Genomic DNA, 22188 nt, shown 5'->3' on the forward strand with positions numbered 1-22188 from the left:
AGTCATTCTTCCGGCGGCGCTGCGCGCGCCGAAGCGGTGCTTTTCCAACCCTGGGGCGGCGCTTAGGTCTTGTGTGCGCGTTTCGCTGCCGGTTTCTTTGGTGCCGGCTCCGGCTTTGTCCTCGCGCGAATTTCTGCCGCGGTTTTCTCCGCTGCTGCCTTGTGGGCCGTCGCCTTGCTGGAGCGAATGGGGCCCCCCGGCGCGTCGAGCTTCGGTGGCTTACGCTTACCCGTGAGCTCGGCCCAGCGCTTTTCCAATGCACCTTCGGCAATTGGCTTGATCACCGTGCCAGAACTCTGTGCGTCCCATGTCTGTACCGAAAACGGATGCGTGCGCAACATGTCGCGTGGAATCACAACACCCTCGTGGGCGTCGACCACCCAGTCATACACGAAGTCGATGCACAACCGGTAGCCGCGCTTCGTCGCCGGGTCGGAGACTTCGTACGGCGCGCGCGTGACGTAACCCGAACCGAAAATGCCCTTGGGTTCCTGGGCGACACGGTGCAGGAATACGCGGTCGCCCGGCAAGATGCTGCGGGCAAATCCGCAACCCCAGACATCAGCCACCGCTACGCCCGCAGCGACCCGCTTCGCCACATCGGGTAACTCGGGCCACGGCCATTTCTTGGGGCTCCAGATCAACAGGAAGGCAGTCATGTCAGGGTCGGGACAGGGCGGGTTAGGTCGGGTTGGGTCGGGGTGCAAGGGCGCGGCGGACACTGTTGTGTCCCGCCTGGAAGCGTTCTCGCGGCAGCTTAACCGATCGGCGGCGCGCCTGTCGCGGCGCATGGTTGGCCCGCCCTGGCAGGCGCCGGGCGCTGTCGATCATTGAGCCGTCGCGTACAATTGGGGTCGTCAAGCTGCTGTTTGCCCCGTTTCACCGCGTTTCGCTGCCGATCACGGCGCGGCGCTTCATCTGGATTCCCATGTCTCACGTCACCAGACGCCGGCCCGATGGTCGGCTGATTCTGTTGCTCGGTGCGCTTGCCGCATGCGGGCCGATTTCCGTCGATATGTATTTGCCCAGCCTGCCGACTATCGCGCAGGCATTCGCCATCAGCACCGGCGCCGCGCAAACCACGCTCACCAGCTTCATGTTCGGTTTCTCGATCGGCATGCTGCTCTACGGTCCGCTGTCGGACAGCTATGGCCGCCGGCCCGTGCTGCTCGGCGGCATCATCATGTATGCCCTGGCAAGCGTGGCCTGCGCGCTGTCGTTTTCGATCGGCTCGCTGGTGACCTTCCGTTTCGTGCAGGCGCTCGGCGCGGGCGCGGCCTCGGTGCTGGCGCGCGCGATCGCTCGCGACGCCCACGGGCCGACCGATGCCGCCCGCGTGCTGTCGATGCTCGCCATCGTCACGTCGATCGGGCCGTTGCTCGCGCCGCTGATCGGCGGGCAGTTGCTGCTGCTCGGCGGCTGGCGTGTCGTCTTTATCGTGCTGACGCTATTCGGTACGGTGTGCGCGATAACCGCGTTTCTCAAGGTGCCGGAAACGTGGCCGCCCGAAAAGCGTGCGCATTCGGCGCTGCTGAAATCGTTCGGCGCCTACGGCAGGTTGCTGCGCGACCCGGTTGCGTGGGGGCACATGCTGTGCGGCGGCATGGCGTTCGCGTCGATGTTCGCGTACATCACCGCGACGCCGTTCGTGTATATCGAATATTTCCACGTGTCGGCGCAGCATTACGGCTTTCTGTTTGCGTTGAACATTGTCGGCATCATGCTCGGCAATTTCATGAATACGCGTCTCGTCGGGCGGCTCGGTTCGCTGCCGATCATTTCTTTTGCCGCGACCGTGAGTTGCATCGCGTCCCTGTTCGTCTGTCTCGTCTCGCTGACGGGGTGGGGCGGACTCTGGTCGATCGTCTTTGGTCTGTTCTTCGTGGTCGGCGTCGTTGGGCTGTTGTCCGCTAACTGCACAACCGATCTGATGCATCGCTATCCGGTGAATGCCGGCGCCGCAGCCGCCGTGTTCGGCGCCATGCAGTTGGCGCTCGGCGCGGTGTCGAGCCTCGCTGTCGGACTCTGGCAGGATGGCTCGCCCAAGGGCATGGGCGTTGTCGTGGGCGTTGCTGGCGTGTTGTGTTACGTCGGCCGGATTCTGGTTGTTAAATGGCACGGAATGAAGGCGCCCGTCGCTGCCGTTTGAGGCTGCTTTGGGCTACTTGTGGTTGCTTGTGGCCGTATGAGACTGCATGAGGTGCGAGTCCATTGCTCAAGGCGGATCAGTGTTCCTTAGCCGAAACGCGCGGCAAGCATGTGTCTGCGCGCGGCGTTAGTCAGCGTGTCTACGGAAAACACCAGGTGTTGCGCGCGCGCTACCGTGCGTTTCGATTTGCATTGCTATGATGGAGTCACTGTTCCTCGGAGCGGCAATCATGGCGATCAGAGATTTGATGAACGGCGAGCGGCAACATGCTGCCTTTGCCGAAGCGCAGAAGCTGGCAGACAGCGGCGCCTATCACGATTACACGGACATCGAATACGTCTTGCGCTTCGATTGCGGTTTGTCTGATGTATCGGCGCTGCTCGACAGCCAGTTGATGCATCGCGACCTGAATCGCCGTTGCGCCGACGCGCGCGAGAAGCTGGATGTGCCTGCTTAGCGTGTGACACGGCATGTGACACCTCGTGTGACACGCGCGGCGAGTGGCATGCAGTGCCCCGCGCATAACCATGCGCCGCGTAGGCGCGATCCCTTCTGGAGTTGTATTCATGGCTGTTAGCCAGTACGAGCCGCATCTGCCGCACCTGGACAATCCCGCTGCTCTGGCGAAGCCGGGTGGCCATTACAGCCACGTCGCGGTCGCGAATGGGTTTGTTTTCGTCTCGGGACAGTTACCGATCAACGCACAGGGCGAAAAGCTCGCTGATGCCTCGTTCGAGGTTCAGGCCGAGCAGGTGCTGGCGAATCTTCAGGCTGCGCTCGAAGGCGTCGGCAGCAGCATTGCGCAACTGGTGCAGGTGCGCGTCTATATCGCCGATGTCGAGCACTGGGCGAGCTTCAATCAGATTTACGCCCGTTGGGCGGGCGATACGCGGCCGGCGCGTGCCGTCGTGCCGGTCCCTCATCTGCATTACGGCTTGAAGGTCGAGGTCGAGGCGACCGCGCTGGTTTGAGTCGTGGCTGCTGCGTCGAAGCGTGGCCGGCTCAGTGAATCACGAGCCCATTGAACTGGGCATTGCCCACACCGGACGCGATGTTCACGCCGACGTTGCCGCTCACGGCCGCCAGTGAGCCGGCGCCGAGTTTCGCGGTGGTGTTGCCCGTCAACTGCGCGACAGTATGCAGATTTTGTTGCGACGTGATCGCGGCCTGCGGTGTGTCGATGAGGGCGATCTGGTTGGCCTGCGCATTCAACGCCCCGGCCGAGAGATTCACGCCGATGTTGCCGCTTGCGCTTCTCAGCGCATTCGCGCCTACGGTCGCTGCGGACGCGCCAGCCGTCGCGCTGCCGCCGACGTCCTGCAGACTGGACAACCTGGCTGAGCCGAACACCGCCTCGCTGTCATCGCCGGAAGGCGCCGTTGAGCTACCTGCAAGCGTTCCCGCGAATGTGCCTGCAAACACGGACGATACGCCCGTGCCCGCGGCAAACCAGATCAATGCAACGGCTAATGTTCGGACTTTCATGAGCAGCTCCCTCGCTTGTGCCGACCGCACGGATAGTCTTGATATCGACCCGGGGAGCGAGATGTTGAGGGAGGGGTTCCCCTTAATGCAGGCGGCGCCAGGGGATTGACAAGTTAAGGGGCAAAGGCGGGGTGCAGGTCTCGCCAGAAATTACCACCTTCCGTGACCGCCGTAATAACCGCCTACGCCAACACCCACGCTGACGCTCGGGGCGGCATAGTAGCCGGGGGCATATCCGTAGGCCGGTGCGTAGCCGTAGGGCGGTGCGACGATACAACCGGAAAGGCCCAATCCGAAACCTATCGCAAACAGTAACTTGAGCATGGTTCCTCCCTCTTTGTGAGTTGGAGGAGCCTGGAACAGCATTCGTTCGGCGTGTCTTGTGACAGCAAATTACCAAGGGGTCGGTTTGATTGGACTTTATTTACAGTTGCTTACCCGCTCGACATGTTTCGCACCGATGTAAGTACCACCTTGTCATCCAGTCCTACTGTTGAAATGGACTGGCGCCTCCGACTGGCGCCTACTTTGGGAAGCAGTCTTCTGCGAAGCCAAATTTGACCATTCACATAGATAGGAACCCCGAAATGAAAGTCCAGCAAATCAAAACGCAACCGAACGACCCCAGCTATGCCGGTGTTGCACAAAACGACGACCCGGGTGCGCAGTCACAGGTATCGCCCGCGAAATTCGATACATCAAGTGCCGGTGATGCACAGTATCGCAACCTGGCCGATGCGAGCTCCGTGCCGGACCGCGCACTGACTCCTCCCGCCCAAGGGGCGCCGGGCTCCTGGGTTGAGCAGAACTCGCCCGACATGGTGACGCACTGGCAGCGGGACGATCAAGGCAAGCCAGTCCTTAAAGAAGTCAATCCGACGCAGAACTCCGACGGTTCGTCCGGCAACATTGCGACGGAGTTCAAGCTGGATTCCAACGGAAATCCCGTCCTCGTGGGTGCCTATGCGGTTCCGCGTCCTCCGCACGACACCAGTCAGGACCGCACGGCGGGAGATGTCTTCCTGGACGGCCTCAAGGAAGGGGCCACTCACCCTGGACGATTCTTCGGCAAGCTTGCAGATGAGGCCACGGGCGATAAGTCGGGCAGTAACAAAACGAGGGGCGAGGAGGCCGACAAGATCCTGCAAAAGATACCAGTTGTCGGCACGGCGCTAACCATAACGGGTGGGATTTCCGGAGAACGTAATCCGGATGGGAGCCCACAAGTTCCGACACCGGACGTTCAGCCGGGAGTGCCGGAAAGTACATTTAGGGGGCGTCTGGGCGGTGGGCTGGTTGGGGGGGAGGCGGAGGTGCCCTCGACGAAGGCATCTCCATCTGCGCAAGTGAAACCCGCAGTACGGGATGGTGCGCCCGGCGCGTCAAGCGAGCCACGAACGGGTACACCCCCTGCTCACGAACCGGGAACGAATGTACCGGCCACGAAAGCTGCGCAATTCGATGTACCCGCGCAATACAGCCGCAAACCAAGCGGCGACCTGCATGCGGATCCGGACACTCAAGGCGTGCTCAGAGACGATAAGGGCCAATCTTATATCGACGTGTCCGGCAAGACCTACCCGGTCAGGTACGACAAGGACAATGGCACGTGGCGCGCGTACAACCCGGATGATCCGGCGAAAGTTCAATACCCCGTCAAACAGGACGAGCATGGGGACTGGCAGGTGCACAACGACGTTGGTCTCAAGGGCGGAGGGAGTACAGCCGCTGTCCCGCACAATCTGATGACGCGGCGGACGCAGTTGGATAATCAGCGACAACAATTACAGCATGACCAGCACCAGTTGCAAGAACAGATACGTCAATTCCCAGGTCCGCAGCATGCGGGCCGCTCAGGTATGGAACTGGCACACCTGGATAACATGTTGCGGGGCCGTCTAGCTGACGTGAACAATCGACTGCAGAACGTAAATCAAGAGTTGCAGCAGGTGCAAGACGAGATACAACGATACAACTAGTCGACTAATTGCAATTGTGGCCGCAATCTCAAGCTGAACGGTTCCAACGGTTGGGCCGGTGCCTGACCGTTTTAATAGCTCACTGCGCGGTCCCCAATACGTCACGAACAGGAGAGGAGTTCAGCGGAGGATGGCCGACCTGAGCGGCAGCGACTTGATGTTCGATGATGGGCTAATCGACGGGCCAACTAATAGGCCGGAAAAACAAAAACCCCGCAAGTCTTTGACTCTACGGGGCTTCTGGATGGATTCTGGCGGAGGCGGTGAGATTCGAACTCACGGAAGGATCACTCCTTCGCCGGTTTTCAAGACCGGTGCCTTAAACCGCTCGGCCACACCTCCAAGCGCGAAATTGTAACCTGAAAAATCACCGTTGCGGTGCTCCGCGGCTCTGCAATTACTGCGGATCCTTCAGAAACAGTGCTTGCAGATCGTTCAGGAAGGCTTGGCCAAGCGGCGTCGGCGCGATCTTTTCGTGGTCGCGTGTAATCAGCTTGCGCTGTTCCGCCTCCTGCAAGGCGGGTTCAATCGAGGTCATCGACATTCCCGTGCGCTCGATGAAGCGATGCACCGGAAACCCTTCCACCAGCCGCAGCGCGTTCAGCATGAACTCGAACGGCAGATCGCGCGGCCCGACCTCATGCTCTTCCTGCACAGCCGTGCCGGCTTTGGCCTGCTCGATGAAGGTAGTCGGATGCTTGTAGCGCACCTGACGCAGCACACGGTTCGGAAACGACAGCTTGGTATGCGCGCCCGCGCCAATGCCGAGATAGTCGCCGAAGCGCCAGTAGTTCAGGTTGTGCTTGCTCTGCCGATGCGGCTGCGCATACGCGGACACTTCATAGCGCCCGTAACCGGCGGCCGTTGTGCGTTCGTGAATCCAGTCCTGCATGTCGGCGGAAGCGTCGTCGTCGGGGAGCGCCGGCGGGAATTTCGCAAACAGCGTGTTCGGTTCGAGCGTGAGGTGATACAGGGACAAATGCGGTGGCGAGAACGACAACGCCGTTTCCACGTCAGCCTGACACTGCGCGAGCGTCTGCTGCGGCAACGCGAACATCAGATCGAGGTTGAAGTTGTCGAAGGTGGTCGCGGCCACTTCGACGGCATGGCGCGCTTGCGTCGCGTCGTGAATCCGGCCGAGAGCTTTCAGATGCGCCTCATTGAAACTCTGGATACCCACCGACAGGCGGTTCACGCCGCTTGCGCGAAACTGCGCGAACTTGTCGGCTTCGAACGTACCCGGGTTGGCTTCGAGCGTGATTTCCGCGTCGGCGTCGAGCGGCAGCAGCGCGCGCACGTCGGACAGCATCCGGTCGAGCCCGGCTGCCGACAGCAAGCTGGGCGTGCCGCCGCCAATGAACACGGTATGTACCTGGCGTCCCCACACAAGCGGCAGCGCCAGTTCCAGATCGGCGCGCAGCGCGTCGAGATACTCGGTCTCCGGGAACGTGTCGCCTTTCCACTCGTGCGAGTTGAAATCGCAGTAGGGGCACTTGCGCACGCACCACGGAAAATGCACATATAGCGCCAAAGGCGGCAACGACGTCAGACGAATGCTGCCTGGCGACGTGAACGCCTTGATGACACCGTTGCCGATGTCGGCAGGCGCCGGTTTGATCGGAATCACGCTTCCTCCGTCAGCCGCGCGAGCAGATGGCGCAACGCAATCGCGCGATGGCTGCTGGCGTTCTTCACCGCCGGTTCGAGTTCCGCGGCGCTCGCATTCAGCGATGGCAGGAAAAAGTACGGGTCATAACCGAAACCGTGCTCGCCGCGCGGCGCCTCCAGCATTTCGCCGTGCCAGCGGCCTTCGGCGATCAGCGGTTCGGGATCGTCAGCGTGACGCACGAGCGCCAGCACGCAGTAGTAATACGCGCGCCGATCGGTTTCGCCTTGCAAGGCTGAAACGAGCTGCGCATTGTTCGCCGCGTCGCTCTTTTCGCCACCGGCGCGCTGCGCATAGCGCGCCGAATAAACACCGGGCGCACCACGCAGCACGCGCACACACAAGCCGGAATCGTCGGCCAGCGCGGGCAGACCGGTCAGCTTTGCGGCGTGACGCGCCTTGGTCAGCGCGTTTTCGACGAAAGTCGGATACGGCTCTTCCGCCTCCGGTACGTTCAGCTCGCCTTGCGGAATCAGCTCGATGCCGGCTGCGCCGAGCAGCGCCGCGAACTCGCGCAGCTTGCCCGCGTTGTTCGACGCCAGCACGACTTTTTTCAACGGCGAGTCAGACGCAGCCGCGCCGTTGTCTTGACGGCCTTCACTCACTCTTTTGCTCCAGCGCTTCTTTCTGTTTCGCGATCAGCGTGTTGATGCCGTCGCTCGCCAGATCGAGCAGCGCATTCATTTCATCGCGCGAGAACGGCACGCCTTCAGCCGTGCCCTGAATTTCGACGAAGCCGCCCGCGCCCGTCATCACCACATTCATGTCGGTGTCGCATTGCGAATCTTCGTCGTAGTCGAGGTCCAGCACCGGCAGACCGTCGTACACGCCAACCGAAATCGCCGCGATGTAGTCGGTGATCGGCGAGCTTTCGATGCGGCCCGCCGCCAGCAGCTTCGCCACGGCATCATGCGCCGCCACGAATGCACCCGTGATACTGGCCGTGCGCGTCCCGCCGTCGGCCTGGATCACATCGCAATCGATATGCAGCGTGCGCGCACCGAGCTTCTCGAGATCGAACACCGAGCGCAATGCCCGGCCGATCAGGCGCTGGATTTCCTGGGTGCGGCCGGTCTGCTTGCCGCGCGCGGCTTCACGGTCGCTGCGGGTGTGCGTGGCACGCGGCAGCATGCCGTATTCAGCGGTCAGCCAGCCCTGGCCACGGTCGCGCAGGAACGACGGCACGCTCTCGGCGATGCTCGCCGTGCAGATCACCTTGGTGTCGCCGAATTCGACCAGCACCGAGCCCTCCGCATGCTTCGTGTAGTGACGCGTGATGCGCACGTCGCGTAGCTGGTTGGCCTGGCGGCCGCTGGGGCGTTGGGTGTTATTGGTCATGTTGGGATCGGTCTGGAAGAAAAGCGGGAGGGAAACCGCAATTTTACAGCCGATCGCGCCGGACGCGGCGCGGGAGGTTGGCCGCGTGGTTACCCGCATGCGCCGGGGCTCCCGGCGGGGTGGCACGGCGCAGGCGGCGGCCCGCGTATAAAGGGCGTTGCCGGCAAAAATGGGATAATACCGATTCCCCGCCCCGCGTCTCGTACACGCCGGGCGATTCGACTCTCCGGCCATCGTCAAAACGCATGGCCACAATCGCGAGAAATACGATGATCTACAGCATGACTGGCTACGCGAGCGCCACGCGCGAACTCGTCGCGGCCTCAGGCACCGGCGGCGTGAGCGTATCGGTCGAACTGCGAACCGTGAACTCGCGCTTTCTCGATCTGAACTTCCGGATGCCGGAAGACGTGCGCGTCTGCGAGCCGACGCTGCGCGAAATGCTGATGAACAAGCTCTCGCGCGGCAAGGTCGATATTCGCATCAACCTGCAGCGCAGCGAACAGACGGCCAACGCAGGGTCGGTCAATCGTGATGCACTGACGCAACTCGCGCTGCTCGAGCGCACCGTGCTGTCGACGTTCCCGGAAGCAGGGCGCCTGCGCACCGGCGAAATTCTGCGCTGGCCGGGCGTGCTGGCTGAAACCGGCGTGGCGCCGGAAGTGCTTCGCGACGCGGTGCTGGCATGCGGTAAGCAGGCGATTGTCGATCTGATCGACGTGCGTGCCCGCGAAGGCGCGCAACTGGCGACGATGCTGCTCGCGAACGTCACCGAGATGGAAGCGATCGTCACGAAGATCACCCCGCTCGTGCCGGAACTGATCGCCAAGCATCAACAGAAGATCGTTGAACGTCTGCAGGAAGCGCTCGGCATTGCCGCACCGGATACGGCCGCCACGAACGTCTCGCGCGAGGAAATCAACGAACGGATTCGCCAGGAAGTGACGATGTACGGCATCCGCATCGACATCGCCGAAGAACTCTCGCGCCTCACGGCTCACCTGAACGAAACGCGTCACGTGATCGAGAAGGGCGGCAAGGTGGGCAAGCGCCTGGACTTCATGATGCAGGAGCTGAATCGCGAAGCGAACACGCTCGGCTCGAAGGCGGCCGCGAAGGAACTGGCCGATTCGTCGATGACCTTGAAGCTGCTCATCGAACAGATGCGCGAACAAGTACAGAATCTGGAGTAAGGCAGGAGCCCCGAGAACATGACCGACCACACACGCGAAACCAGCGCACCGCGCAACCCTTACGCCGGTGCTTATCCCGGCAACCTGTTCATGGTGGTCGCGCCTTCGGGCGCGGGCAAGTCGACGCTCGTGAACGCGTTGCTCGCCGGCGACGACGCGATCCGTCTGTCGATTTCGTACACGACGCGCCCGCCGCGTCCGAAAGAGCAGGACGGCGAGCACTATCACTTCACGACGGTCGACGATTTCCTGACCCGTCACGCGACGGGAGAGTTTCTGGAAAGCGCGGAAGTGCATGGCAACTACTACGCGACCTCGCGCGTGTGGATCGAAGAGCAGATGAAAAGCGGGCATGACGTGTTGCTCGAAATCGACTGGCAAGGCGCGCAACAGGTCAAGAAGCAGTTTCACAACGCAGTGGAAATTTTCATTTTGCCGCCGTCTCTCGACGCGCTCGAAGAGCGTTTGAAAAAGCGCGGCCAGGACGAACCGAACGTGATTACACGCCGTCTGCTCGCAGCCGGCAGCGAGATGGCGCACGCGGCCGAAGCGGAGTATGTCGTGATCAATGACAACTTCGATCGCGCGCTCGGTGAGCTGCGCTGCCTCGTGGCCGCGACGCGTTCGCGCTTCGCCTCGCAATACGCGCGCCACACGCAGCTTTTCGTGCAGCTCGGCATCCATCTGCCGCACGCGTGAGCGCGGCGGTGTGTCGAGCACATAAGGTAGAATAAGCAACATCAATTAACGCCCCCAGACCTGTCGCTTTGCGCCAGGCCCCCCGAGGGGGACAAGAAAACTTGGGGCGGCCCAGCGTTTTCTTGCAAGAAGGAACCCAACATGGCCCGCATTACCGTCGAAGACTGCCTCAAACAGATCCCGAACCGTTTCGAACTCGCGCTTGCCGCGACCTATCGCGCGCGTCAGCTCGCGCAAGGTCACACGCCGAAGATCGAAAGCCGCGACAAGCCCACCGTCGTCGCACTGCGCGAAATCGCAGCCGGCCAGGTTGGCGTCGAAATGCTGAAGAAGGTGCCGGTTTAAACCGCACCGTTCTGTTTTCGATTGCCCGTATTTGCCAGGCCGATTTGCTTAGCCGATTTGCTTAGCCTATCTGTCAGGCTTATTTGCTACACGTAATAGCATCACCGTACAGACCGGCGTCCAACCCTAACCGCTACGGAGGCGAAAATGAGTACGACCCCGCCCACCGCCACGGAAGTGGAACACGACGCCGATTCGCCCTCGTCTGCACGGAAGTACATCGACGCGGTCCTTGAACAGTCGTTTCGCCATCTGTTCGGGCCGACCGCCACGCCGGAGCAACCGCGCCGGCATGATGTCGTCTCCATTGCCAAACTGACGTCCGCCTTGTCCGGCTATCTGCAGCCGGAAGAGATCAAGGACATCAAGGCGGCCTTCCATTTCAGCGACGAAGCCCACCTCGGCCAGTACCGCCAGAGCGGTGAGCCGTACATCACGCATCCGGTCGCCGTCGCGGAAATCTGCGCCGGCTGGAATCTCGACGCCCAGTCGATCATGGCGGCGCTGCTGCATGACGTGATGGAAGACCAGGGCGTGACCAAGGCCGAACTCGCCGAGCGATTCGGCGCCAAGGTCGCGGAACTGGTTGACGGGTTGTCGAAGCTGGACAAGATGGAGTTTCGTAATCGCGAAGAGGCGCAGGCGGAAAACTTCCGCAAGATGCTGCTTGCGATGGCGCGCGACGTCCGCGTGATTCTGGTCAAGCTCGCCGACCGGCTGCACAACATGCGCACGCTCGGCGCAGTGCCGCACGAGAAGCGTCGCCGGGTCGCGCGCGAAACGCTGGATATCTACGCGCCGATCGCCCATCGGCTCGGTCTGAACAATACCTATCGCGAGTTGCAGGACCTGAGCTTCGCGAACTTCAATCCGCACCGCTACGCCACGCTCGAAAAAGCCGTCAAGGCGGCGCGCGGCAACCGGCGCGAAGTGGTGGGCAAGATTCTGGAGTCGGTGCAGCGCGCGATCGCCGACGCGAAGATCGACGCCGAAGTCACCGGCCGCGAGAAAACCATCTTCAGCATCTACAAGAAGATGCGCGACAAGCAGTTGTCGTTCTCGCAGGTGCTCGACGTGTACGGCTTCCGCGTGGTGGTCGAAAGCGCGCTGGAGTGCTACACCTGCATCGGCGCGCTGCATGCGTTGTACAAGCCTGTGCCGGGCAAGTTCAAGGACTACATCGCGATCCCGAAGGTGAACGGCTATCAGTCGTTGCACACCACGCTGGTCGGCCCGTTCGGCGCGCCGATCGAGTTCCAGGTGCGCACGCGCAAGATGCACGAGATCGCCGAAGCCGGCGTGGCCGCGCACTGGCTGTACAAGAACGGCAGCGCGGACCTGAACGACGTGCAGAAGCGCGCGCACCAGTGGCTGAAGTCGCTGCTCGACATTCAGAGCGAAGCGGGCGACTCGAGCGAATTCCTTGAACACGTGAAGATCGATCTGTTCCCGGATGCGGTCTACGTGTTTACGCCGAAGTCGAAGATCATGGCGCTGCCGCGCGGCGCCACCGCGCTCGACTTCGCGTATTCGATCCACAGCGACCTGGGCAACCAGTGCGTCGCGGTGAAGATCAACAACGAACTGCTGCCGCTGCGCACCGAGCTGAAGAGCGGCGACATTGTGGAAGTGATTACGGCGCCGTATTCGAAGCCAAATCCGGCGTGGCTGGGTTTTGTGCGCAGCGGCAAGGCGCGCTCGGCCATCCGCCATTATCTGAAGACGATGCGCTTGAACGAGTCCGTGCAGCTCGGCGAGCGTCTGGTCGACCAGGCGTTGAAGGGCTACGGCCTGGCGCTGTCGGACGTCACACCGGAAGCGTGGGAAAAGCTCGTGCAGTGGACGGGCAACAAGAACCGTCAGGAAATCTTTGCGGATATCGGTCTTGGCCGGCGTGTCGCCGCGGTCATGGCCAAGCGTATCGAAGTGCTGATGAGCGGCCGCGACGCCGACGACGACGGCTCGCGTTCCGACGGCACGGGGCCGCATGCGCCGCCGGTCGTCATCACCGGCACGGAAGGCATGTCGGTGCAGTTGTCCGCGTGCTGCCGTCCGATTCCGGGCGACGACATCATGGGCTACATCGGTATCGGTCTCGGCATGGCGATCCACACCACAGACTGCCGTGTCGCGCAGCGTATCCACAAGCGCGATCCAGGCCGCTGGATCGATGTGGCGTGGGCGCCGCAGCCGGGTCGTCTGTTCGACGTCGCGGTGAAGGTGCTGGTCAAGAACACCAAGGGCGTATTTGCCCGCGTGGCTGCCGACATCACGTCGGCGGACGCGAACATCGTCCACATCGCAATGGACGAGGACCTGTCGCAGGAATCCACGGTACTGCGCTTCGTGATTCAGGTGAGCGATCGTGTCCATCTCGCCAACGTGATGCGCCGCGTGCGTACGAATCCTGACGTGATGCGCATCGCGCGCGAGCGGCCGAGCGAGGAAGGGCATCACCGCCACGACGGCGGGATGCGGATCGACCGCGAGCGGGCAGATTACTGATCATCTTCTGATGGCTGGCCAGGTGTGCCCGGCGGCGTGAGTATGTTCTGGTCGCTTTGAGCAGCTTCAGGCCGTCCCCGTCGAATCCGAACGCATCCGTCGCCAGCAAGTCTCACCTGTTCCTCAGGGAGAACACGCATGAACGTAGCCGACCTCACCGGCGTGGCGCTCGACTATTGGGTCGCCCGCAGCCTGCACGACTTCGTGCGCGAAATCTACTTTACCGACGGCGGCGAAACCGTCTCGATCCGCGGGATTGACCGCGGCCGACCATGGGACGGCCGTTTTACGCCGTCCACGTCATGGGAAGCGGCAGCCGCGGTGCTGGAACGCACACAACGGCTGGAAGTGCGTGAGCGGACTGAGCGCGAGGCGGCGCACTGCATCGCGGAATTCGAGGGCGGCCATCGGACCGTGGAAGGTCGGGGAGACACGTTGCAGGTCGCGCTGCTGCGGGCGTTCGTCGAAAGTCGCTTCGGCGATAGCGTAGCCGATGTGTTGCGCGAGGCGCAGACGGTCACCGGCGAGCTCGTGGAGCCGGTTGGCGAGGATGCAGTGGGAAGATCATTCGAGGATGTACCGAGCCCCGACGGGCGGATCGGTGATATTCAGTCGGCGCCGCGATAGCTGCCGTGACGCTCGCCGGGGAGGGGGCGCAGAAAGCAGAACGGCGGCGCAAAAACAAAGGGCCTTCCAATCGGAAGGCCCTTCATAGGTGGTGCGGCTGGCAGGATTCGAACCCACGACCCCTTGGTTCGTAGCCAAGTACTCTATCCAACTGAGCTACAGCCGCACGCTAAACAGACGACGCTAATTTCAATGAAACTGCGTGTAGATCCGGATAAAACAATCGGAGTAAAACATAGGGCCTCCCCGGAGGGAGGCCCTCGAAATAAGTGGTGCGGCTGGCAGGATTCGAACCCACGACCCCTTGGTTCGTAGCCAAGTACTCTATCCAACTGAGCTACAGCCGCACGCAGAAACGAGATTATAGCAAAGGATTTGAAAAAGGGAAGCATGTAACTGCGATTTGTCTCATTGCCCTGATCGTGTACCCTTGATAGGCAGTCGTTTGCTGCGGTTATCGGACCATCATGAACAAGGCCTTTGTCAAAGAGTCGAGCGAAGAGAATGACGACGATCTCGACGTCGCCCAGCCCGAAATCCCACCGGGTACGAAAAACTACATTACGCCTGCCGGCTACCGGCGGATGCGCGATGAACTGCTGCATCTGATCGATGTCGAGCGGCCGGAGGTGGTCAGGCTGGTGTCGTGGGCGGCCTCGAATGGCGACCGCTCGGAAAACGGTGATTACATTTATGGCAAGCGCCGTCTGCGGGAGATCGATCGGCGGATCCGCTTTCTGACCAAGCGTCTCGACATCGCCGAAGTGGTCGACAGCAGTAAGCAGGAAAACGTCGATCAGGTTTTCTTTGGCGCAACCGTCGAATACGCAACGGAAGACGGCGAGGAGCACACCCTGACGGTTGTCGGTGTCGATGAGGTCGATCTGGATGTCGGCCACGTGAGCTGGATCTCGCCGATCGCGCGGGCGCTGCTCAAGGCGAAAATCGGCGATACGGTGACTTTGTACACCCCGGCTGGGCCGAAGCCGATCGACATACTGGACGTCAAGTATCCGCCGCCCGATACCGACGGCTAGGCCGCTGCATGGGTGTGCCGGAAGAAGGGGGCGAGCGCGCCCGGCTCAACCTGCTATGACGCAGGCGCTGGCGCCGGTAGTTCGCTCCCGCTCGGCGTCTGACAGCCAACCCATCTCGTGTTCGCTGGCAAAGCGTGTTTTCGGCACGGCATAAAAAAAGGCGCCGCGAACGGCGCCTTCGATGCTGCGGGTGCTGCCAGCTGCTTTAGAAGCGATGACGCAGACCTGCGGTCACGGCGACCTGGCTGTTGGTTGCCGACGCGCCGCCCACGCCATTGATGTTCGCAACCATGCCCGAACCTTCGTTCACGCGCTGATACACGCCCTGCAGGTACACGTCCGTGCGCTTCGACAGCGCATAGTCCGTTTGCAGATTGAACTGGTTGTAGTTCGGACGCACGCCGTTGAGGCTGGCACGCGTGTAGGTGTACGAACCCGCCAGGCTCAGTGCCGGCGTGAGGGCATAGCGGCCGTTCACTTCAAAGTTCTGGAAGTGAGCGCTGTTGCTCGGCAACGTTACGCCCGAGCTGAAGCCCGATGCGCTTGCACCGATGCCGGTCAGGCCCGTCAGGTTGGTCTGCGTGTACAGGATGCCAGCCGTTGCCGGTCCGAACGAGTAGTTCGCACCTGCGCCCCAGGTCTGTTGACGCGTTGCCGCGAACGTGAAGTCGTCCGACACTGCGCCGCCGGTGTTCGTCGAGCCGCCGTTATTCAGTTGCAAGTATGCAGCGGCGACGTTCAGGCCGCCCCAGTTGTACGACGCGCCGGCGCTGTATTCACGGTTGTTCGCAAAACTGCCGGCTGCGTTCGAGAAGCCATACGTAGCGCCGAACTTGAAGCCGCCGTAGTTCACGCTCTGATACTTGATCGCGTTGTTCACACGGAACGAGTTGTTCAGGTTGTCGTTATCGAACGGGTGCGCGAACTGCGTGCCGCCGTATTGCGTGCCTGTCAGCGACAGCGGGCCGACATAATCCACCACGCTGTCATATTGACGGCCAAGGGTCACTGCGCCGAACTGGTCGCTCGTCAAACCCACGAATGCCTGACGGCCAAACTCACGACCGCCCTGGCCGAGCTTGCCGTTGGCGATATTGAAGCCGTTTTCCAACGTGAAGATGGCTTTGAGGCCACCACCCAGATCTTCGGAGCCGCGCAGGCCCCAACGGCTACCGTTGATCGAGCCGCTGGTTTCTTGCCAGCTGCTGTGGCCGTGCTGGTTATTTGTATAGGTGATGCCGGCGTCGATCAAGCCATACAGCGTGACGCTGCTCTGGGCATGTGCTGCCGTTGCAAAAACGCCCGTGAGGGCCGCGACCATGAGTGTCTTTTTCATCTTGTAACTCCGAGAGCGAGATTGGGTTTTTTTGAACCCAGGCTTAAGGAGACCTTCACGCGGGGGCAGCGAGAGGCGAAATCCGCATGAGAAACGCGCTGTACTCCAAGCGCGCTGGTTTCCAGTTACGCAGAGTGTAGAGAGACGCTCACAAAGCGGACGTTCCGATTTTCGCAATAAAGTATTACTGGATATGAAACGATAGGCGAATGCCGCTTAAGCCTTGCTGGTAAAGGCTTGCGCTGCTATTGAAGGGGGCTGGGAAGTGAATCAGATGAATCGCGTTGCTCATTTGCGACAGTAATCGATGCAAAAAAACAACGCGATAAATCGTATAAAAAAGATTGTTGTCGCTATAGAAATAGACGGTTGTTAATTATGCGAATAATCGATGGCGCTGAAACCGCTATACTAGAACCACTGCTTTCCGAAGCAGACTTTTTCGTTGACGAAAAAGATCTCCAAACCTTTGTCGGCGCGACTTTCCAGTCGCGCTTTTTTTTGGCCTCCCGGCTGCGGATTGGCGGCCCTCGATCAGTGCGCCGGTGCAGCGTTGTCCAGTTCGCTCCAGTCGGTCGGCGCTGGGATGCTCCAGTCTTCCATCACGTAGTGACGCGCGTCCATGGGGGATGACAGCAAGTTTTGCCAGTGGTCCCCGTGCCACATCGGATCAAATTCGAAGACCGAAGGTGAGGCGTCGGACGGCCCGGATTGAGCGGGAACCGTCTTTAAGTGCGATTGGGTGATCCAGGCGATAAGGCGGCGGAATTCATGGCGCAGCATAGTAATCTCCCCTGAAGCGAATGACTTCTCGCTATTGATTTCCATGATGCTGCCCTGAGTGCAGCGCAACAAGTCGGACAAACACTTACCAAAAACATGTCTTGTTACATATTTTCCCGAGAAAATAGAAGTTTTTGCCGATGCCGACTGTATCTGACGCCAATTGAGTAATATTGACGTGCGCAGTTATTCGGTTGTTACTGAATAGACTGTTGTGATTTTCGATTCATCCGGCATTGAGTTATCGTGCCCCGTGCTAAGGGCATATGAAAAATTCGCTTGACGTCGATTCTTCGTTCCCCGTATAACGGCAATGCTGAATTTCAATCGCCAGATTTGATTGTGCAGGGCCTTAAAAAATGCTCTGCCGCAGATGCAGCGGCGCCTGAAATGCGGCTTGAGGGCAAAGCCCGATTTTGACAAAACATCGAGGGAAACTGGAATATGGAAACTGGTATCGTCAAATGGTTCAACGATGCTAAGGGTTTTGGCTTCATTACATCGGATTCGGGTGGCGAAGACCTGTTCGCGCACTTTTCGGAGATTCGCTCCGAAGGTTTCAAGTCGCTGAAGGAAAATCAGCGCGTTTCCTTCGAGGTCAAGGCGGGCCCGAAGGGTAAGCAGGCGGCGAACATCCAGGCGCTGTAAGTCGCGCTGCACTGCTCCGGGTGTGTCGTCGTTCAGTCTGATCGCCCCAAAAGCCTTCGCGTTTCGTGAAGGCTTTTTTACGCCCGTTCGTTATTATTTGTGCGCCTGAATTCATTAACTATCTGGTTCGTTTTCAACATCGGAACGCTTCTAGACCATAAAACGATGTTTCCCGAAGTCTCAAACAAGTTTTGTGAAAATATAATAATTCTCAGCTTGGTGAGCGATCCCTGGATCGTGCGAAAAGCAGTCCTTGCAACGCGAGACACCCAAGGCAAAGCAATGCTGGTTGGGTGCGAGGCGGCTAACTGGTGCATACTTGCCGCAAAGCCACGCGTCCAAAGTATCCTTTTCCATGTCTGAACAGTTTGTGCCAGAGTCGGCCCTGGATGTGCCGATCGTCTTCGTCGACCTTGAAACCACTGGCGGCTCGACCAGCGAACATCGCATCACCGAAGTCGGGGTGGTTGAAATAGGCCCGGCCGGCGTATCGCGCTGGAGCAGCCTGGTTGATCCCCAGCAACCGATTCCCTCCTTCATTCAGCAGCTCACCGGCATTACGAACGCAATGGTGCGAGGCGCGCCGACGTTCGATGCCATCGCCCCGGCCTTGTTCGAACGCCTGAACGGCAAACTTTTCGTGGCGCACAACGCGAGTTTCGATCGCGGCTTTCTGCGCGGAGAGTTTCGCCGGGTCGGGATCGCGTTCGATCCCGATGTCCTGTGCACCGTGCGGCTGTCGCGCGCATTGTTTCCGGCGGAAAAGCGCCATGGGCTCGACGCGCTGGTGGAACGCCATGCTCTCGTCCCGTCCGACCGTCACCGCGCGCTGGCCGATGCCGATCTGATCTGGCAGTTCTGGCAGCGTTTGCATGGTGGTCTCGTGCCGCTGGACGTTTTGCAAGCGCAGATCGACCGCACGACACGGCGCTACCGGCTGGCCGGCGACATCACTGAAGACCTGCTCGATACCGCCCCGGCAGGATGCGGCGTGTATGCCTTTTATGGCGAAGGCGATCTGCCGCTGTATGTCGGGAGAAGCGTACGCGTGCGTCAGCGGTTGCGTTCACATTTGACGGGCGAGCGGCGTTCGTCGAAGGACATGCGGCTCGCGCTGCAAGTGCGACGGGTCGAGTGGCGTGCGACGGGCGGAGAACTGGGCGCCATGCTCGCGGAGGCACAACTGATCGCAACACTGCGCCCCGGCCATAACCGGGTGCCGCGGGTGACGAAGAGCGATCCGGTGGACGCGCCCTGGCCGTTCGAAGGTCCGGTCGTATTTGAGGAGCGAGAAGAGGCGTCGCAGGCACGCAGTTTTCATGTTGTCGACCGGTGGCGCTACCTCGGGCATGCGCCCTCGCTCGCGCAGGCGGTGGCGCTGCATGCGTCGAGCGTGGCCGGGCCGTTCGAACTGTCGACCTATCGTCTTTTGCAAAGCCATCTGGCGCGTGGCCTGCGTGTGATGCCGTTGAGTATCGCGAGCGGCACGCCTGTGGCGAGTCTGGCGTAACGCGGGTTTCGCTGGGTAGCGAAACCCGCCTGCCGCATAGCGCGGGCTCAATCTCCGCCAGCGAGCGTTGGATCAATGCGAGGTTCAAGCGCCCGGGTCTAACTCCGGGTCTAACCGCTCGGATCGCACAGACCGCTTAGCCCGTCGCACCGACTCCACCTGTTTCGCACACGTGACCGAGCGCACGCGTCAACGCGCTCGAGCGGGTCGAGTCGTAGCGCGTTAGCGATTTCCAGTTAGCCAGCGATTGCGCGACGCGCGACGGACAGTCCTGTGCCGCGCGCAGCGGTTGCACGCGCGCGAGACCGGCCACCAATGACTGCGTCAGCTTGTCCAACTGCGGCCTCGTACTGGTGGCCAGGTCGGGCGCGGGCCCTTCGGGCGGCCGCGTGCTGCGCCAGTTGGCAAACAGCGCGTTTTGTACGTCCTTGCTGGCGTCGATCTGATCCTGAAAGAAGGCGCGCGCAAACGCCGGATCGACGTTCGCGGCAACGGCGCGCTTTTCGACGTCCACGAGCAAAGCTTGCTCGCGCGGCGTATCGGTAATCGGCTGATGATTTGCCCACTTCCAACGTGCAACGGGTTCCGCGAGCGCGAGACGCTGCGAAGCCAGTGCGATCAGATTGGTCAGCGCGGTGTCGTCGCCATCCGCGACGGCGGGAGCGGGCGCGAGCACAAGCGCGATGAATAACGCGAGCGCGCATGACGCTCCAAAGCGATACGAGCGATTCATGGAAGGCGGGAGTGGCCGGTTGGCCGCAGAAGAAAAACCAGAAGAATAGACGATGCGCAGATCAAATGGGCTTGAGTGGGCCTAAGCGGGTTCAAGCTGGCGCGCCGGTCGATTGAAACCAACGGCCGGGATATTCAAAAACGCCCGTTAGAGACGTGCGCTAACAACTGCGCCGGGCCACAAAAGCCAGGCGTAGCGATCAAGCAGGCGTAACCCGTGCCGCGCAAGCGGCAAAAAACAATCGTAGGGGCGCGTGCACTCCTTCCCCGCGCGCCGGACGCACGGGCGCAGATGTTGCACCGCGCCACAGCCCAATTACTTCGAGTCGCACGACTTACGTTGTTCGTCGAAAAATGCGCGAACGTGCTCAGGCAGTTCGGCACCCAAAAATTCGACGCCAGCGGGTTCCGGATCCGGGCTAAAAACTTTATCCGGGGTCGGAATCTTCGGTGGTTTGGCATCCATGATCTCTCTCCTTTACAAACCGATTATCTGCCTCGGTCCCCGTTTTACACCAGCGTCTGATGCGGCTCAGATGTTGTGTGTTGCTTTAACGGTACAGGCCGACATTGGAACGGAATGTTTGAATAGAATTTATCGGTTGACTGCGTGTAGCCGAATTCGCCGCAGCCAATCAAAACAGTCCGATATCTCCGTCGTTCCCTTCTCAGCCTTGCCCCGCGCGCCTTCCGCTCATTATCTCCATTGCATCACAGTACCGCGCGTTCATCTGTGATCGTATGAACATATCGCAGTGTTTTTTGTGCACTGCCGCATTGGAAGGATTTTCTCTGCGTTAGGCCGAACGTTCGTTAATTACCGATTCGTTCAGTGCGCTCATTCAGCCCCCTAATTGTTGGTAAACGAACGATTGCCCGAATTCGTTGACGATCGGGTGTGTTTTTCAAAGTATTTTTCGCAAATAAAAATGCGCCGCGTTCCGAACGAAACGCGACGCTTGCTGTGGATGACTTCTACGCGCTCGGCGCCGGAATTTTCACCGGTGCGGAGTAGGCCGCGGGTTTGTCGGTGACTTCGACCTGTCCGTGAATTCGCGCCTGATGGCCATCCGCAAACATGTAGTACGGGAACGGACGGGCAGGTTCCGAGACCGCGTCGAGCCGTGCGATCAATTCAGGCGCGAGCGTGAAATCGAGCGAGCCGAGCGACTCCTGCAACTGCGCCGGCCGGGTCGCGCCGACAATGATGCTCGACACGCCGCGCTTCTGATGCAGCCAGTTCAGCGCGACTTGCGCCATCGGCCGTTCCGCCAGATTCGCAACAGCCTCCAGTTCCGCGACGATGCGAAAGTTGCGCTCAGTTAGTTTGTCGAATCCGGGCGGCGGCGCGCTCGCTACACTCGCAAGGCGCCCGTCGCCGGAAATGGCACTCGTTGCTCCGCTTTGCGAAGGACGATATTTGCCCGACAGCACCCCCATGCCCAGTGGACTCCACGGCACGAGCCCCATGCCGAGATTGGCGGCGAGATCGGCGAACTCGTTTTCGGCGTTGCGTTCGATCATCGAGTACTCCAGTTGCATTGCCGCGACGGGTTCGAAACCGCGCCAGTCGGCCAATGTCTGCGCGCGCCCGGCGAACCACGCGGGCGTATCCGACAGGCCGACGTAGCGGATCTTGCCCGCGCGCACCGCATCGTCCATCGCGCGCATGACTTCGTCGACCGGGGTGACGCGATCCCACGTGTGCAGGTAGTACAGGTCAATGTAGTCGGTGCCGAGGCGTTTGAGCGAGCCGTCGAGCGCCCGCAGCAGATTCTTCCGGTGGTTGCCGCCCGCGTTCGGATTGCCGGTCTCGGCGTTGTAGCCGTACTTGGTGGCGATCACGAGCCGGTCGCGCAGACCGCGCGCCGCGACGAATTTGCCGAGCCATTTTTCGCTGGTGCCTTCGGTGTACAGGTCGGCGGTATCGATGAAGTTGCCGCCCGCATCCACGTACAGGTCAAACAGCCGTTGCGCCGATGGTTCGTCGGCTCCCCAACCCCATTCGGTGCCGAAGGTCATCGTGCCAAGCGAGATCGGGCTCACACGGAGGCCCGAGCGGCCGAGCAGGGTGTAGCGGTCCATCGTCATGTCAGTCTCCTTGAGTGGTCAGACGGGAAGAGTTGAGTCGATGGCGTTATCGTGCGCTGATTTTT

22 protein-coding genes and 3 tRNA genes are annotated in these 22188 nt (G+C 60.8%); 12 read left to right on the top strand and 13 right to left on the bottom strand.

The genetic code is table 11. From position 1 onward, the window contains the following. Positions 1–62 precede the first annotated feature (62 nt). Complete coding sequence (locus PQR67_RS01985) at positions 63–659, bottom strand: hypothetical protein (RefSeq protein ID WP_408453705.1); 597 nt, start codon at positions 657–659, stop codon at positions 63–65. A gap of 269 nt (positions 660–928) precedes the next feature. On the opposite strand from PQR67_RS01985, the gene PQR67_RS01990 reads away from it, so the two are divergent. The 3 genes from PQR67_RS01990 (at position 929) to PQR67_RS02000 (ending at position 3120) form a co-directional block, all read left to right on the top strand. Beyond that, positions 929–2149 (top strand): Bcr/CflA family multidrug efflux MFS transporter, encoded by a 1221-nt coding sequence (locus tag PQR67_RS01990; RefSeq protein ID WP_408453708.1) that lies wholly within the window; start codon positions 929–931, stop codon positions 2147–2149. A gap of 229 nt (positions 2150–2378) precedes the next feature. Continuing rightward, positions 2379–2606: a hypothetical protein gene (locus PQR67_RS01995; protein WP_408453711.1), complete on the top strand. Its 228-nt coding sequence runs from the start codon at positions 2379–2381 to the stop codon at positions 2604–2606. Positions 2607–2715: 109 nt separating this feature from the next. After that, positions 2716–3120 carry a RidA family protein gene (locus PQR67_RS02000; protein ID WP_408453714.1) on the top strand — a complete coding sequence of 135 codons (405 nt, stop codon included), beginning with the start codon at positions 2716–2718 and terminating at the stop codon, positions 3118–3120. Positions 3121–3151: 31 nt separating this feature from the next. Here PQR67_RS02000 and PQR67_RS02005 read toward each other — a convergent pair whose 3' ends face one another. Beyond that, the gene (locus PQR67_RS02005; protein ID WP_408453717.1) at positions 3152–3634 is read right to left on the bottom strand and encodes a FapB/FapC family functional amyloid domain-containing protein; all 483 of its coding nucleotides are present in this window, start codon (positions 3632–3634) and stop codon (positions 3152–3154) included. A 587-nt stretch (positions 3635–4221) separates the two neighbouring features. Between PQR67_RS02005 and PQR67_RS02010 the strand changes: the two genes are divergently transcribed. Continuing rightward, positions 4222–5613, top strand: a complete 1392-nt coding sequence (locus PQR67_RS02010; protein ID WP_408453720.1) for a hypothetical protein — start codon at positions 4222–4224, stop codon at positions 5611–5613. Between the two features lie 252 nt (positions 5614–5865). Here PQR67_RS02010 and PQR67_RS02015 read toward each other — a convergent pair. The 4 genes from PQR67_RS02015 to rph all read right to left on the bottom strand — a co-directional run bounded on the left by PQR67_RS02015 (position 5866) and on the right by rph (position 8617). Then, positions 5866–5955: transfer RNA gene (locus PQR67_RS02015), tRNA-Ser, on the bottom strand. Positions 5956–6010: 55 nt separating this feature from the next. After that, entirely contained in the window at positions 6011–7240 is a 1230-nt protein-coding gene (hemW, locus tag PQR67_RS02020; RefSeq protein ID WP_408453723.1) for a radical SAM family heme chaperone HemW, read from the bottom strand. Next, positions 7237–7884: an RdgB/HAM1 family non-canonical purine NTP pyrophosphatase gene (gene rdgB, locus PQR67_RS02025; RefSeq protein ID WP_408453726.1), complete on the bottom strand. Its 648-nt coding sequence runs from the start codon at positions 7882–7884 to the stop codon at positions 7237–7239. The genes hemW and rdgB overlap by 4 nt, the downstream gene beginning before the upstream one ends. After that, positions 7877–8617, bottom strand: coding sequence for a ribonuclease PH (gene rph / locus PQR67_RS02030; RefSeq protein WP_408453728.1), 741 nt, complete (start codon positions 8615–8617; stop codon positions 7877–7879). Before rph ends, rdgB begins: the two co-directional genes overlap by 8 nt. Before the next feature lie 269 nt (positions 8618–8886). Between rph and PQR67_RS02035 the strand changes: the two genes are divergently transcribed. From PQR67_RS02035 to PQR67_RS02055, 5 genes are all read left to right on the top strand, one after another. Beyond that, positions 8887–9810, top strand: coding sequence for a YicC/YloC family endoribonuclease (locus PQR67_RS02035; RefSeq protein WP_408453730.1), 924 nt, complete (start codon positions 8887–8889; stop codon positions 9808–9810). Positions 9811–9828: 18 nt separating this feature from the next. Further along, a complete protein-coding gene (gene gmk, locus PQR67_RS02040) occupies positions 9829–10509 on the top strand; it encodes a guanylate kinase (protein ID WP_211616274.1) in 681 nt (226 codons plus the stop codon). Positions 10510–10650: 141 nt separating this feature from the next. After that, on the top strand, positions 10651–10854 hold the full coding sequence (gene rpoZ, locus PQR67_RS02045) for a DNA-directed RNA polymerase subunit omega (RefSeq protein ID WP_006025620.1): 204 nt from the start codon (positions 10651–10653) through the stop codon (positions 10852–10854). 147 nt (positions 10855–11001) lie between these two features. Further along, positions 11002–13359 carry a RelA/SpoT family protein gene (locus tag PQR67_RS02050; protein WP_408453733.1) on the top strand — a complete coding sequence of 786 codons (2358 nt, stop codon included), beginning with the start codon at positions 11002–11004 and terminating at the stop codon, positions 13357–13359. Between the two features lie 138 nt (positions 13360–13497). Next, complete coding sequence (locus PQR67_RS02055; RefSeq protein ID WP_408453735.1) at positions 13498–13986, top strand: phage protein NinX family protein; 489 nt, start codon at positions 13498–13500, stop codon at positions 13984–13986. An 89-nt stretch (positions 13987–14075) separates the two neighbouring features. On the opposite strand, the gene PQR67_RS02060 is transcribed toward PQR67_RS02055, so the two are convergent. Next, positions 14076–14152, bottom strand: a tRNA-Arg gene (locus PQR67_RS02060). A 104-nt stretch (positions 14153–14256) separates the two neighbouring features. Further along, positions 14257–14333 (bottom strand) — tRNA-Arg (locus PQR67_RS02065). Positions 14334–14453: 120 nt separating this feature from the next. Here PQR67_RS02065 and greB point away from each other — a divergent pair. Then, complete coding sequence (gene greB / locus PQR67_RS02070) at positions 14454–15023, top strand: transcription elongation factor GreB (RefSeq protein ID WP_408453738.1); 570 nt, start codon at positions 14454–14456, stop codon at positions 15021–15023. Positions 15024–15228: 205 nt separating this feature from the next. Here the strand turns inward: greB and PQR67_RS02075 are convergent, their stop codons facing one another. Together PQR67_RS02075 and PQR67_RS02080 are read right to left on the bottom strand one after the other, a co-directional pair. Further along, the gene (locus PQR67_RS02075) at positions 15229–16359 is read right to left on the bottom strand and encodes a porin (RefSeq protein ID WP_408453741.1); all 1131 of its coding nucleotides are present in this window, start codon (positions 16357–16359) and stop codon (positions 15229–15231) included. A 534-nt stretch (positions 16360–16893) separates the two neighbouring features. Beyond that, complete coding sequence (locus PQR67_RS02080; RefSeq protein WP_408453822.1) at positions 16894–17142, bottom strand: hypothetical protein; 249 nt, start codon at positions 17140–17142, stop codon at positions 16894–16896. 444 nt (positions 17143–17586) lie between these two features. Between PQR67_RS02080 and PQR67_RS02085 the strand changes: the two genes are divergently transcribed. Both PQR67_RS02085 and PQR67_RS02090 read left to right on the top strand, forming a co-directional pair. Next, on the top strand, positions 17587–17790 hold the full coding sequence (locus PQR67_RS02085; protein ID WP_408453744.1) for a cold-shock protein: 204 nt from the start codon (positions 17587–17589) through the stop codon (positions 17788–17790). Between the two features lie 355 nt (positions 17791–18145). Continuing rightward, on the top strand, positions 18146–19300 hold the full coding sequence (locus tag PQR67_RS02090) for an exonuclease domain-containing protein (RefSeq protein WP_408453746.1): 1155 nt from the start codon (positions 18146–18148) through the stop codon (positions 19298–19300). Positions 19301–19436: 136 nt separating this feature from the next. On the opposite strand, the gene PQR67_RS02095 is transcribed toward PQR67_RS02090, so the two are convergent. From PQR67_RS02095 to PQR67_RS02105, 3 genes are all read right to left on the bottom strand, one after another. Next, entirely contained in the window at positions 19437–20033 is a 597-nt protein-coding gene (locus PQR67_RS02095; protein ID WP_408453749.1) for a chorismate mutase, read from the bottom strand. Positions 20034–20348: 315 nt separating this feature from the next. Beyond that, on the bottom strand, positions 20349–20498 hold the full coding sequence (locus tag PQR67_RS02100; RefSeq protein WP_028200145.1) for a hypothetical protein: 150 nt from the start codon (positions 20496–20498) through the stop codon (positions 20349–20351). A 509-nt stretch (positions 20499–21007) separates the two neighbouring features. After that, entirely contained in the window at positions 21008–22123 is a 1116-nt protein-coding gene (locus PQR67_RS02105; protein ID WP_408453752.1) for an aldo/keto reductase, read from the bottom strand. Positions 22124–22188: the final 65 nt, after the last annotated feature.

Source organism: Paraburkholderia fungorum, assembly GCF_046026025.1.
GTDB lineage: Bacteria > Pseudomonadota > Gammaproteobacteria > Burkholderiales > Burkholderiaceae > Paraburkholderia > Paraburkholderia fungorum_E.

Bases quoted from the DNA above. Each gene is read 5' to 3' on its own strand.
- PQR67_RS01995 (WP_408453711.1), top strand. From the start codon at position 2,379: ATGGCGATCAGAGATTTGATGAACGGCGAGCGGCAACATGCTGCCTTT.
- PQR67_RS02090 (WP_408453746.1), top strand. From the start codon at position 18,146: ATGTCTGAACAGTTTGTGCCAGAGTCGGCCCTGGATGTGCCGATCGTC.
- PQR67_RS02005 (WP_408453717.1), bottom strand. From the start codon at position 3,634: ATGAAAGTCCGAACATTAGCCGTTGCATTGATCTGGTTTGCCGCGGGC.
- PQR67_RS02055 (WP_408453735.1), top strand. From the start codon at position 13,498: ATGAACGTAGCCGACCTCACCGGCGTGGCGCTCGACTATTGGGTCGCC.
- rpoZ (WP_006025620.1), top strand. From the start codon at position 10,651: ATGGCCCGCATTACCGTCGAAGACTGCCTCAAACAGATCCCGAACCGT.
- PQR67_RS02080 (WP_408453822.1), bottom strand. From the start codon at position 17,142: ATGCTGCGCCATGAATTCCGCCGCCTTATCGCCTGGATCACCCAATCG.
- gmk (WP_211616274.1), top strand. From the start codon at position 9,829: ATGACCGACCACACACGCGAAACCAGCGCACCGCGCAACCCTTACGCC.
- PQR67_RS01985 (WP_408453705.1), bottom strand. From the start codon at position 659: ATGACTGCCTTCCTGTTGATCTGGAGCCCCAAGAAATGGCCGTGGCCC.
- PQR67_RS02000 (WP_408453714.1), top strand. From the start codon at position 2,716: ATGGCTGTTAGCCAGTACGAGCCGCATCTGCCGCACCTGGACAATCCC.
- PQR67_RS02050 (WP_408453733.1), top strand. From the start codon at position 11,002: ATGAGTACGACCCCGCCCACCGCCACGGAAGTGGAACACGACGCCGAT.
- PQR67_RS02035 (WP_408453730.1), top strand. From the start codon at position 8,887: ATGATCTACAGCATGACTGGCTACGCGAGCGCCACGCGCGAACTCGTC.
- PQR67_RS02010 (WP_408453720.1), top strand. From the start codon at position 4,222: ATGAAAGTCCAGCAAATCAAAACGCAACCGAACGACCCCAGCTATGCC.
- PQR67_RS02095 (WP_408453749.1), bottom strand. From the start codon at position 20,033: ATGAATCGCTCGTATCGCTTTGGAGCGTCATGCGCGCTCGCGTTATTC.
- rph (WP_408453728.1), bottom strand. From the start codon at position 8,617: ATGACCAATAACACCCAACGCCCCAGCGGCCGCCAGGCCAACCAGCTA.
- PQR67_RS02085 (WP_408453744.1), top strand. From the start codon at position 17,587: ATGGAAACTGGTATCGTCAAATGGTTCAACGATGCTAAGGGTTTTGGC.
- PQR67_RS02105 (WP_408453752.1), bottom strand. From the start codon at position 22,123: ATGACGATGGACCGCTACACCCTGCTCGGCCGCTCGGGCCTCCGTGTG.
- PQR67_RS01990 (WP_408453708.1), top strand. From the start codon at position 929: ATGTCTCACGTCACCAGACGCCGGCCCGATGGTCGGCTGATTCTGTTG.
- PQR67_RS02075 (WP_408453741.1), bottom strand. From the start codon at position 16,359: ATGAAAAAGACACTCATGGTCGCGGCCCTCACGGGCGTTTTTGCAACG.
- greB (WP_408453738.1), top strand. From the start codon at position 14,454: ATGAACAAGGCCTTTGTCAAAGAGTCGAGCGAAGAGAATGACGACGAT.
- PQR67_RS02100 (WP_028200145.1), bottom strand. From the start codon at position 20,498: ATGGATGCCAAACCACCGAAGATTCCGACCCCGGATAAAGTTTTTAGC.